This is a genomic window from Actibacterium sp. (assembly GCF_041584535.1).
GTDB lineage: Bacteria > Pseudomonadota > Alphaproteobacteria > Rhodobacterales > Rhodobacteraceae > Actibacterium_D.
In genome coordinates this window covers 1-9,385 of the sequence record NZ_JBFHDW010000082.1, presented here as the reverse complement: position 1 = coordinate 9,385, position 9,385 = coordinate 1, and the positions used below count along the sequence as shown (strand labels likewise).

Below are 9,385 nucleotides of genomic sequence, written 5' to 3'. Positions count from 1 at the left end.
CAGTTCGGTCACCTCGCGCACCGCATCGACCGAGCTGTTTTCCAGATAGCCTTGCCGCAGGGTGCCAAGCCCGTCCTCGCCAGCGGTGCCGGAAATCGGGTTGCCCGAGGCCGAGGTTTCCAGAAACAGGTTCGATCCCATCGCTTCCAACCCTTTCTGGTTGGAAAAGCCGACCAGCGAAAACTGTCCCAGCAGTTCCGGCTGCACGCGGTCGCTGAAATAGCCGTAAACCTCGCCATCGGCATTGATCGAAATGCTGCGGGCGTCGTCGGGAATGGTGATGTCGGGGGCCACGGGATAGCCGTCCGAGGTCACGATCAACCCATCGGCCGAGCGTTTCAGCGCCCCGTCGCGGGTATAGGCCGACAGGCCCGAGGGCAGCGTGACCTCAAGATAGCCCTGACCTTCGATCGCGAGATCCAGATCGCCGCCGGTTTGCCGCAACGACCCTTGCGCCAGTGTGACGCTGACCGCGGCGGGCCGCACCCCAAGGCCAAGCTGAACCCCGGTCGGCAGAACCGTGCCATCCGCGGCGTTGATCGACCCGGCGCGCGCTATCTGTTGATAATGCAGGTCGGCGAATTCGGCCCGGCGGGCGTTATAGCCGGTGGTGCTCATATTCGCGAGGTTGTTCGAGATCACCTCGACCCGCATCTGTTGGGCACTCATGCCGGTGGCAGCGATATTCAGGGCGCGCATCTGGATTCTCCTTTAAGAGCCAAGCGTTCGGATCAGGCCGCGCAGGCGTTCGTCCTCGCGTTCAAGGAAACTTTGACCCAGCTCATAGGCGTGCTGGACCTCGATCATGCGGGCGACCTGAGACACCGCATCGACATTCGATTGCTCAAGAAATCCTTGCAGGATGGTGCCGTCTTCGGTCGGTTCAAACCCGGCGGCGCTGGCGAATAACGTGCCTGACTCGCGGGTCAGGCCAACCGGATCGACCGGGACAAACAGGCCCAGCCGTGACAGGGCGCGCCCGTCCACAGACAGGGTGCCGTCCGACGCAAGGCTAAGGTCGCCCGCATCGGGCGGCACGAAAATCGGCCCGCCGCCACTATCCAACAGGCGGTGCCCGTCCGGCGTGGCCAGCTCGCCCGCCTCGTTGGGGGTGAAGACCCCGGCGCGGGTCAGGCGTTCGCCTTGCTGCGTTTCGACAAGGAAAAACCCATCGCCTTCGATCGCAAAGTCGAAGGTGCCGCCGGTCTGGGTCAGCGGCCCTTGCGACAGATCGGTGTTGCGCACATTCGCCGTCGCCATCGACACCGAGCCATACGGCCCCCCGGTCGCTTTGACATATTCCGAAAAGATCACCCCCTCGGCGCGATAGCCGGTGGTGGACAGGTTGGCGATGTTGTTGGCGACGCTTTGCATTTCGCGCAGCAGGCCAGTCTGCCGCGTCAGGGTGGTGGTGCCGGAATTGTCCATGCCTAGCCCCCCACGATCAACGGGATCAGCCGCGTGGTGAAAAAGCTGGTCAGGGTCTGGGTCATGAACCCCATGGTGATCCAGAACACGGCCAGGATCGCTGCCAGTTTCGGCACGAAGGTCAGGGTCATTTCCTGAACCGAGGTCAGGGCCTGAAACAGGCCGATGGCGATGCCGACCACCAAAGCGACCATCAGGATCGGGGTCGAGATTTGCACCGCGATCCACAGGCCCTGTCGCAAAGTGTCGTAGAAAACGATCTCGTCCATGGTGTTATACCGGCATCCGCAGGATTTCCTGATAGGCCTCGACCACCTTGTCGCGCACGGTCACTGCGGTCTCGACCGCCAGTTCGGTCTGGGCCAGCGCCTGAACCAATGCGTGCGCATCGGCGCCGCCGGTCATCGCCGCGCGGGCGGTGTTTTCGCCCTGTTGCAAGGTCTGGGTGAATTCCTGAGCCAATTTGGCAAAGCCGCCGGCATCGGCTTGGGCGCCGGGGGCCGGGCGGGTCGCGGGCCGGGCCGATGCATAGCCCAGCGCCGCAACATTGGAGGATTTGATGTCCATTCTGGCAGTCCTCTATCGACGCAGCAGGTCCAGCAGGCCCTGCGTCATTTGCCGGGCCTGATCGAACATTCTGAGGTTCGCCTCATAGCTGCGCTGCGCTTCGCGCGCGTCCGCAATTTCAACCACCAGATCGACATTCGAGCCGTCATAATGGCCACTGTCATCGGCCAGCGGATGACCCGGATCATAGATTCGCGTCAGATCAGACTGGTCCAATCGAACCGGGCCGGGTTTCACCTGGCCGGTATGGTCGCTCCGGATCACCAGCTCTTCAAAGCTCATGGTTTTCCGGTGATAGCCGGGGGTATCCGCATTGGCGATATTCTCGGACACATGGCGCAGACGGGCGCTTTGCGCCTGCATGCCGCTGGCCGAAACGGAAAGGGATTTCAACAGATCGCTCATTCTTCCCCCTATCGGCCAAGGCTGCTGCGCAGGATGCCAAGCGTCGATTTATAGACGCTTAGCGCCATGTCATGCTGGGCCTGCGTTTCGGCGGATTTCGCCATCTCAACCTCAAGCGAGACACTATTGCCGTTGGGCGCAGTTTCGGCGCCGCGGACGATCTGGCCGATTTCCGGCGGCGTCCGCCCGGTCGCGGCCACAAGGTGACCGGCGCGGGTTTCGCGCATATCGAACGTGTCAGGGCGTTGGTGATAGGTCGCGGCAAAGCTGGGCAGATCGCGGGCGCGATATCCGGGGGTGTCGGCATTGGCGATATTGCGCGCCAGAACCGACTGCCGGGTCGCGGCATGGGTTGCCATGCCATGCGCCAGTTTCAGGATCTCAAGCTTTTCAAACATCCGGGTTTCTCCTCGGTCTCAATCAAGGCTTAACCCTGATTCCTTTAAAAACCGTTTCAGACCCCTGATGCGGAGAATCCCATGCCCCCAGTTTCCCTAACCGCCCTCAGCGCCGAGATCGCCGCCCTGCGTGGCACCGCGCCCGTGGGCCGGGTCAGCGCCATCGGTCGCGGCACCGTGTCGGTGTCGGGCCTGTCCGATCTGGCCGGGCTGGGCGATCTGGTTGAAATCCACCTGCGCGCGGGCATCCTGCGCCGGGCCGAGGTTCTGGCGCTGGGCCCGGACGAGATTACCGTGCTGGCCGATGGCGCGCCCGAAGGGCTGTTGATCGGCGCGCGTGTGTCGTTGATCGGGCCGGCGACGATCGCGCCGGATGACAGTTGGCTGGGCCGGGTGGTCGACCCGTTTGGCCGCGCGCTGGATGGGCAACCGCTGTTGCGCGGCGCGGAATCGCGGCTGATGCAAACCGCGCCGCCCGCCGCCACCCGCCGTCGTCCTTTAGGCGAGCGGCTGGAAACCGGCCTATCGGTGTTCAACACCCTGCTGCCGCTGGTGCGCGGTCAGCGGATCGGCCTGTTCGCGGGTTCGGGCGTTGGCAAATCGACCCTGTTGTCTGATCTGGCGCGCGGCGTGTCGACCGATATGGCGGTGATCGCGCTGGTTGGCGAACGCGGGCGCGAGGTGCGGGAATTCGTCGATCAGGTGCTTGGGCCTGAAGGCATGGCGCGCTCGGTCGTGGTGGCAGCGACGTCGGATCAATCGCCGCTGTTGCGGCGCCGGGCGGCCTGGGCCGCGATGAGCATTGCCGAACACTTTCGCGATCAGGGCCAGCATGTGCTGTTCCTGTGCGATTCGGTCACACGATTTGCCGAGGCGCATCGCGAAGTGGCGTTGGCGGCGGGCGAATCCGCGACGCTGCGGGGCTTTCCGCCATCGACGGCGCAAATGATCATGTCGCTGGCCGAACGCGCCGGGCCGGGCGCGGGGGATGCAGGCGACATCACGGCAGTGTTCAGCGTTCTGGTCGCCGGATCGGATATGGAGGAACCCGTCGCTGATATCCTGCGCGGGGTGTTGGATGGGCACGTGGTTCTGGATCGTCAGATCGCCGAACGCGGGCGATTTCCGGCGATTGATTTGTTGCGCTCGGTATCGCGCAGCCTGCCTGTGGCAGCGACTGAGGCTGAAAACGTGGTGATCGCGCGCGCACGTCAATTGCTTGGCGCCTATGATCGGGCCGAGTTGATGATCCGCGCCGGGCTTTATGCCGCGGGCTCGGACCCGGTGATCGACGCGGCGATCCGGGTATGGCCAGCGCTGGATGCGTATCTGGCCACGGCTGAGGCTGAAGACAGCACCCAAAGTTTCGCGCGCCTTGCCGCCTGTCTGGATCAGGCCGGGGGCGATTATCTGACCTGACGGCCCATCGTTTGCAGCAAGGTCAGCGCGGTGCTGGCCGGGCTGTATTTCGCGCCACTGGCCTTGAGGTCCGCACGCACCAGAAACAGCCGCAGCAAGTCCTCGCGCTTTTCAGGGTCCGAGAATTGGGCAATGTCACCCTGACCGAAAACGCGGCTGGTTTTGCTGCGAAACATGTCCAGTTGTTTGTCGATATCCAACGCGGCAAATTCCGTAGGCAAGCCCAAAGCGGTCTCGAAAACCTGCCGCAAGGGCTCGGACCCCATGATGGTGAACCATTTCGTGTCATCGCTGCTGTTGCCGGTCGCCAGATCGACCAACTCGCGGGTCATGTTCAGCGCCAGTCGCATATCGGCATTCTGGTCGCCGACTGCGATTTCGAACTGGCGGGTTTTATAGGCGTCGATGATTGTGTCGGGAAAATCGGACAATTGGGTGTTGGCCGGGCTTACATCACCGAACCCGAAGGCCTCGGTCAGCTTCAGATAGCGCTTATCGGCAAGCCGGTTCGCCAGTGCGGTTTTGTCGAGACTGCCGTCCTCCAGCACCTTTCGGATGAAGAACCGGTTGTTGATATCGTCGTCCAACCCAAAGGCGCCCAGCGCCACGCCCAGCAGCCTGCGATCAGCCACAAGGGCTTCGGCGCTGGTGATCTTGCCGATCGTATCCCGAAAATACTGGATATCGCGCTGAAGCACCGGCGATGCCTCATGCGCGGCTTTCTGAGCGGGCATTGTCCGTTCAAGAAAGCGCCAGCCGGCGAAGCCGCCAAAGGGAACGACCGGCGTAAAGCTCATCCGCGCCCGGCCGCCAAAAGCCGCTCTTCCCGTGGCAGCAATAGCCGCATGGATTTGAGCGCGTTATAGAAATTGCCGCCAAGCGCCGCTTCGCTGGCGGCGTTCAGATGTGATCGGCTGTCCAGATCGGTCAACACCTGGCTAAGTTGCTCGATCCCACGCAGCAGTTGCAGTCTGGCATCGGCAGGGGTGACGTCGCCGGACAGAACCAACTGCGCGATATAGCACACCCGGCGCACCGGGGTGTTGACCTCTTGCGGGTGGATGGCGTCGCGCAGCCGCAGGATATTGGCGTCGGGTGTCACGATGCTGAGCCGCGACCGGCGGTCACCGTTTTCGATCACCGCGCCATTGATCAGGACGCGCTCTTTCGGGGCGAGTTTCAGGACAAGACCGCTCATGCCGCTTGTCCTTGAGTGGCAAGGCCGCGCATGACCGCCATGTTGATTTCGACCAGAACGCCAGCGCTGTCTTGTCCGGCCAGCACCTTGCGGGAATGGTCCTGAGTAAACCGCGCCAGATAGAACAGTTTTGCGCGCAGCGCTTCGGGCAGGCGGTTGTCGCTTTCTGCTACATCTGCTGCCAAGGTGGTCCACAGCTGGCGATTGTCATGCAAGGCGGCGACCAGTGCCGGAAAGGCGGGCTTTCCGGCGGCCTCGGCCGCGCGCAGCCGTGCGGTGACTTGGGCAAAGATATCGTATTCGACGTTGCGGGGCGTTTTCAGGGCGGCTTGTTTTGCGGCGCCATAGGCGGCCTGTGCCATAAGATGGGCAGTCACGTGGTGTCCTTCCGGTATTGGGGGCGATCAGGGGAAAGGACGGGCCGGAACGCGATTGTCCCGGCCCGTTGCCGTTACCGGAACAGCGACAGGATGCTTTGCGGCGCCTGATTGGCGATCGAAAGCGCTTGCGTGCCCAACTGTTGTTGCACTTGCAGGGCTTGCAGGCGGGCCGAGGCCGCCTCCATATCGGCGTCGACAAGCGAGCCGATCCCAACTTGCAACGCATCGGTCAGCTTGCCGATAAAGTTGCTTTGGGTTTCGATCCGGCCCTCGGCCGAGCCGAAGGCAGAGGCGGCATCGATTGCATTGTCGATCAGGGTTTCAATGTTGCCCAGCGCGGCTTCGGCCCCGGCGTTGGTGGTCACGTCAATGCCGCCAAGCCCGAACAGGCCACCCGAAGCGGTCCCATCCTCGGCCCCGGCGCGGGCCAGCGACACGCTGGAGGCACCATTATTGTCGATTTTCAGAACCCACTGGTCCGAGGCGTTCTGTGTGACAGTGGTGGTGATATCGGCATTGCCGCCGCCATCGATCGCCGCTTTCAGACCGCGCGCCACGTCTTCAAACGTCTCGCCCTTGCCCGCAACATAGGTGTAGGCGGTGCCGCCGACCGTCATCTGATAGCCGTCGCCTTCGGACACCGTGGCCGACGCCGAGAAGGTCAGCGTTTCAGCCCGTTCCGCGATCGTGGTGTCGGACAGCGTGACCCCGGTCGCGCCGCCGTTCTTGGTTGCGGACACGGCGACATCTTCGAAGGCCCGGGTCGACGCGATGGTGACGACATTGGTCGAAACGCTGGCCTCGATACCGACCAGCCCCAACGCGTTGATCGCGTTGTTGATCGCCGTCGCCGCCGCATCCTGATCGCCGGTGATTTCACCCGCCGCAAAGGACAGCGTCGCGCCGCCGACGTTGATTTCGAAGGCATCGGCGCTGACATCGGCGTCGGTTGCAATGGTCAGCGTCACCGAGTTGCCGGTATTCGTGGCCGTAGCGGCGCTGAGCGTGGCGTTGGCGGACAGGTCGGTGCCCGTGCCCAGCGTCCCGGCCGAGCTGGTCAGATCCTGACGCTGAACCGTGATGTTGCTGGCCGACACCGTGCCATCGCTGGCGCGGTCCAGCGACGATAGGATATCAACGTCATCGGTGCCCGAAACAAGGTTCAAACCATTGAATTGCGCAGCGCCGACCACCGAGGTGATCTGATCGCGCAGGGCGTTGATGTCGGTCTGGATCTTGGCGCGGTCAACATTGCTTTCCTGAGCCGCGACGATCTTGCCTTTGATGTCCGTCAGCAGTTCAGTGACGGTCTCGGACGCTTGCCGGGCCACGGCCACCGTCGATTCCCCCAGCGACAGGCTTTCCGAGATCGCCTTGAAGCCGTTCACATCGGCCTCCATCACCTTGGAAATCGCCCAGACGGCCGAGTTATCCTTGGCCGAAGCCACCGATTTGCCGGTGGCGATTTCATCCTGGGTCTTGGTCAGGTTGGCGTTGATACCCTTCAGCGTTTGCAGGGCGACCATCGCGCTGGTGTTGGTCAGAATACTGGACATTCTCTGGTTCCTTTAGTGTGTGGACGCTTTGCGCCCGAAAAAGAGCTGCGGTTGCAGCCGGAACGGTGTTTCACCCATGCGGAGCACAGTGATGCGCCGCCGCGCCATCCCCTCTGGAATGCAAGGGCGAGGTTCGGTCGCAAACCCTAAGAAGTCGCTAAAGCCGTCCGTCGATAAATGTTGGATTTGAGGCAAATGTTACGCGCGTCGTTCGACGCTGTTGCCCGCCGCGCCAAAGCTATGGCGGACGCCATGCCGGTCATAGGTGTTCAGGGCTGCCGATGTGCCGTTTTTCACCATGTTCAGGCGTGCCAGCCCAGCCTGCATCCCCGACATGACAGCGGTCAACAATCCGGCGTTCCGGGCCGCAAGGTTGCGCAGTATTTCGGCCTCGGCCGGGGCGATCTGCGGCGCGCTGGCCAGCAGTTTCGCGGCCTGTTCCTTGGCTGCGATCAGGCGTGGCATCTCCGCCAGTTGCCCGCCCCGCAGGGCGACATGTTCCTGCTCAAGAATCTGCCGCATCTTGTCCGCAGCGCTAGTTGCCATCGGCGCGCTCCTTCAGGGCTTCGAACAGGTGCTCGGCCAAGCCGATTCCGCCGGTTGCCACCATGTTTTTCACCTGAGCGTCACGCAGGAAAGATCCGAACTGATCCTCGCCCGCACCGCCGCCAAAGGCCGTTCGGCTTTCGCCAAACCCCGCCGATTTCAGCATTTCCGACAGGAACGTCGCCTCAAGATCCTGCGCGACGCGGCGCAATTGCTGATCGCGCGAAATCGGGGCGGTCGGGCGGTGGGCGGTAATTTCGGTCACGGTGATTTCCCTAAATTTCGACTCGTTTTCCCATTTATGCCGGACGGGCAGTAAAGAATTGGTAACTCGGACCCTGCAAATTGGCCCTGAACCCCCCGAGTCAGAAGGCCGGACATGCAGCTGATACACTTACCTCTTTCAGGGATGCCCCCGGCACAGGGCGAGGCGCCGGTCGATACGCCTGTTGCGCAGGGCGATTTCGCCGGATCATTTGGGGCCTTTCTGCTTCAGACGGGGGAGGCCGGGCAGGGGATACCGCCAGCTTCGCCCATAGCGGTGAAGGGCGCGGCTTTACCCGCGCGGGTGATCCCCGCGGCGCGCCTGCCGGAAATTTCGGTTCCGGCTGTCGGGGAAAATGACGACGCCCGAACAGCTGACGTTGCGTTGAAGCCTATGGTCAAAGTGGGCGACGAGGACGAACCGCCCGAGGATATCGTTTCGCTGGATCGCCTCGCGGTTCCGGATGTTTCGGCACAGCCGCAGGTCGTGCCGGGTTCCTGTCTACCCGCCATCGAAACACAAGCAGAGGTCGTCGCGGGAAAGTCGGTTGGTGAAATTATCAAAACCGAAAACCCTAACGTATCGGCCCCGAATCCGTTCTCAGACCCAGCTCAGGTTCAGCCGCATCCCCTGACTTGGATCGCGCCAACCGACGCTCCGCTTCTGCGGATCCGCCCAATCCCTGACAGTGATGTCACGCAAGACGTCGCCGCGCCGAAGCCACTGAAAGGGGCGTCATCTCCGGCGTCCGCACAGAAGCGCCCGCAATCGGTGCCTCCAATTGATCCCGTCAATCCCGACGCCACGCGCAGTGCCGGGCGACAAGTTATTTCCGCGCCGCAGGAAACCCAGCCAACCGCGCGGCCCGAGAATCGACCAGTTCCGATGCAAACCACGCCCCCGGATACCGCTTTGCGGGTAAGCGAGGCTGCGATGGCTTCGGCCCCACACGACCCGATCGACGTTTCTCGGCAAGCGATTGAGCGCCCGATGCCGGCAATGACACACCTTCAGACTGACAAAGCCCGCCCCTCGGTGCCCCAATCCGCCCCATTGCAGGCCGTCACCGCAAGGCCTCAAACGCCGACCGCAGCGCTTGCGCCCGGGTCCGGCGCTCCGCAATTTCAGGGCGTCTCGCAGTCCGTGCCAACGGACGGGAATCTTGCCGAAATTCCACAACAAGACGACGCCCCAAGGCTTCCAGAGATTGCGCCAAAACAACT

General features: G+C 62.8%; 14 protein-coding genes. 2 read left to right on the top strand and 12 right to left on the bottom strand.

The annotated features are described in order from the left end of the window. From flgG to ABYW26_RS05955, 6 genes are all read right to left on the bottom strand, one after another. The coding region (gene flgG / locus ABYW26_RS05980; protein ID WP_372603877.1) for a flagellar basal-body rod protein FlgG at positions 1-699 on the bottom strand (699 nt) is incomplete at its 3' end. Positions 700-711: 12 nt separating this feature from the next. After that, on the bottom strand, positions 712-1,428 hold the full coding sequence (locus ABYW26_RS05975; RefSeq protein ID WP_372603876.1) for a flagellar hook-basal body complex protein: 717 nt from the start codon (positions 1,426-1,428) through the stop codon (positions 712-714). A 2-nt stretch (positions 1,429-1,430) separates the two neighbouring features. Continuing rightward, positions 1,431-1,697 (bottom strand): flagellar biosynthetic protein FliQ, encoded by a 267-nt coding sequence (locus tag ABYW26_RS05970; RefSeq protein ID WP_372603875.1) that lies wholly within the window; start codon positions 1,695-1,697, stop codon positions 1,431-1,433. 4 nt (positions 1,698-1,701) lie between these two features. Next, complete coding sequence (gene fliE, locus ABYW26_RS05965) at positions 1,702-1,995, bottom strand: flagellar hook-basal body complex protein FliE (RefSeq protein ID WP_372603874.1); 294 nt, start codon at positions 1,993-1,995, stop codon at positions 1,702-1,704. Positions 1,996-2,007: 12 nt separating this feature from the next. Next, positions 2,008-2,400, bottom strand: a complete 393-nt coding sequence (gene flgC / locus ABYW26_RS05960; protein WP_372603873.1) for a flagellar basal body rod protein FlgC — start codon at positions 2,398-2,400, stop codon at positions 2,008-2,010. Between the two features lie 8 nt (positions 2,401-2,408). Beyond that, on the bottom strand, positions 2,409-2,798 hold the full coding sequence (locus tag ABYW26_RS05955) for a FlgB family protein (protein ID WP_372603872.1): 390 nt from the start codon (positions 2,796-2,798) through the stop codon (positions 2,409-2,411). An 81-nt stretch (positions 2,799-2,879) separates the two neighbouring features. Here ABYW26_RS05955 and ABYW26_RS05950 point away from each other — a divergent pair, with 81 nt between their 5' ends. After that, positions 2,880-4,217 (top strand): FliI/YscN family ATPase, encoded by a 1,338-nt coding sequence (locus tag ABYW26_RS05950; RefSeq protein WP_372603871.1) that lies wholly within the window; start codon positions 2,880-2,882, stop codon positions 4,215-4,217. On the opposite strand, the gene ABYW26_RS05945 is transcribed toward ABYW26_RS05950, so the two are convergent. The 6 genes from ABYW26_RS05945 to ABYW26_RS05920 form a co-directional block, all read right to left on the bottom strand. Then, a complete protein-coding gene (locus ABYW26_RS05945) occupies positions 4,205-5,014 on the bottom strand; it encodes a DUF1217 domain-containing protein (protein WP_372603870.1) in 810 nt (269 codons plus the stop codon). The genes ABYW26_RS05950 and ABYW26_RS05945 overlap by 13 nt on opposite strands. Beyond that, the gene (flbT, locus tag ABYW26_RS05940; protein WP_372603869.1) at positions 5,011-5,415 is read right to left on the bottom strand and encodes a flagellar biosynthesis repressor FlbT; all 405 of its coding nucleotides are present in this window, start codon (positions 5,413-5,415) and stop codon (positions 5,011-5,013) included. Before flbT ends, ABYW26_RS05945 begins: the two co-directional genes overlap by 4 nt. Next, on the bottom strand, positions 5,412-5,792 hold the full coding sequence (gene flaF / locus ABYW26_RS05935) for a flagellar biosynthesis regulator FlaF (protein WP_372603868.1): 381 nt from the start codon (positions 5,790-5,792) through the stop codon (positions 5,412-5,414). The genes flbT and flaF overlap by 4 nt, the downstream gene beginning before the upstream one ends. 74 nt (positions 5,793-5,866) lie before the next feature. Continuing rightward, positions 5,867-7,351: a flagellin gene (locus ABYW26_RS05930; protein ID WP_372603867.1), complete on the bottom strand. Its 1,485-nt coding sequence runs from the start codon at positions 7,349-7,351 to the stop codon at positions 5,867-5,869. Between the two features lie 198 nt (positions 7,352-7,549). After that, positions 7,550-7,897: a hypothetical protein gene (locus ABYW26_RS05925; protein WP_372603866.1), complete on the bottom strand. Its 348-nt coding sequence runs from the start codon at positions 7,895-7,897 to the stop codon at positions 7,550-7,552. Continuing rightward, on the bottom strand, positions 7,887-8,153 hold the full coding sequence (locus ABYW26_RS05920) for a rod-binding protein (RefSeq protein ID WP_372603878.1): 267 nt from the start codon (positions 8,151-8,153) through the stop codon (positions 7,887-7,889). The genes ABYW26_RS05925 and ABYW26_RS05920 overlap by 11 nt, the downstream gene beginning before the upstream one ends. 123 nt (positions 8,154-8,276) lie before the next feature. Here ABYW26_RS05920 and ABYW26_RS05915 point away from each other — a divergent pair. After that, on the top strand, positions 8,277-9,385 hold a 1,109-nt coding region (locus ABYW26_RS05915), incomplete at its 3' end, for a hypothetical protein (protein WP_372603865.1).

What these genes read in the sequence shown, in the direction of transcription:
- ABYW26_RS05975 (WP_372603876.1), bottom strand. Translation starts at nt 1,428, where the DNA reads ATGGACAATTCCGGCACCACCACCCTGACGCGGCAGACTGGCCTGCTG.
- ABYW26_RS05970 (WP_372603875.1), bottom strand. Translation starts at nt 1,697, where the DNA reads ATGGACGAGATCGTTTTCTACGACACTTTGCGACAGGGCCTGTGGATC.
- fliE (WP_372603874.1), bottom strand. Translation starts at nt 1,995, where the DNA reads ATGGACATCAAATCCTCCAATGTTGCGGCGCTGGGCTATGCATCGGCC.
- flgC (WP_372603873.1), bottom strand. Translation starts at nt 2,400, where the DNA reads ATGAGCGATCTGTTGAAATCCCTTTCCGTTTCGGCCAGCGGCATGCAG.
- ABYW26_RS05955 (WP_372603872.1), bottom strand. Translation starts at nt 2,798, where the DNA reads ATGTTTGAAAAGCTTGAGATCCTGAAACTGGCGCATGGCATGGCAACC.
- ABYW26_RS05950 (WP_372603871.1), top strand. Translation starts at nt 2,880, where the DNA reads ATGCCCCCAGTTTCCCTAACCGCCCTCAGCGCCGAGATCGCCGCCCTG.
- ABYW26_RS05945 (WP_372603870.1), bottom strand. Translation starts at nt 5,014, where the DNA reads ATGAGCTTTACGCCGGTCGTTCCCTTTGGCGGCTTCGCCGGCTGGCGC.
- flbT (WP_372603869.1), bottom strand. Translation starts at nt 5,415, where the DNA reads ATGAGCGGTCTTGTCCTGAAACTCGCCCCGAAAGAGCGCGTCCTGATC.
- ABYW26_RS05930 (WP_372603867.1), bottom strand. Translation starts at nt 7,351, where the DNA reads ATGTCCAGTATTCTGACCAACACCAGCGCGATGGTCGCCCTGCAAACG.
- ABYW26_RS05925 (WP_372603866.1), bottom strand. Translation starts at nt 7,897, where the DNA reads ATGGCAACTAGCGCTGCGGACAAGATGCGGCAGATTCTTGAGCAGGAA.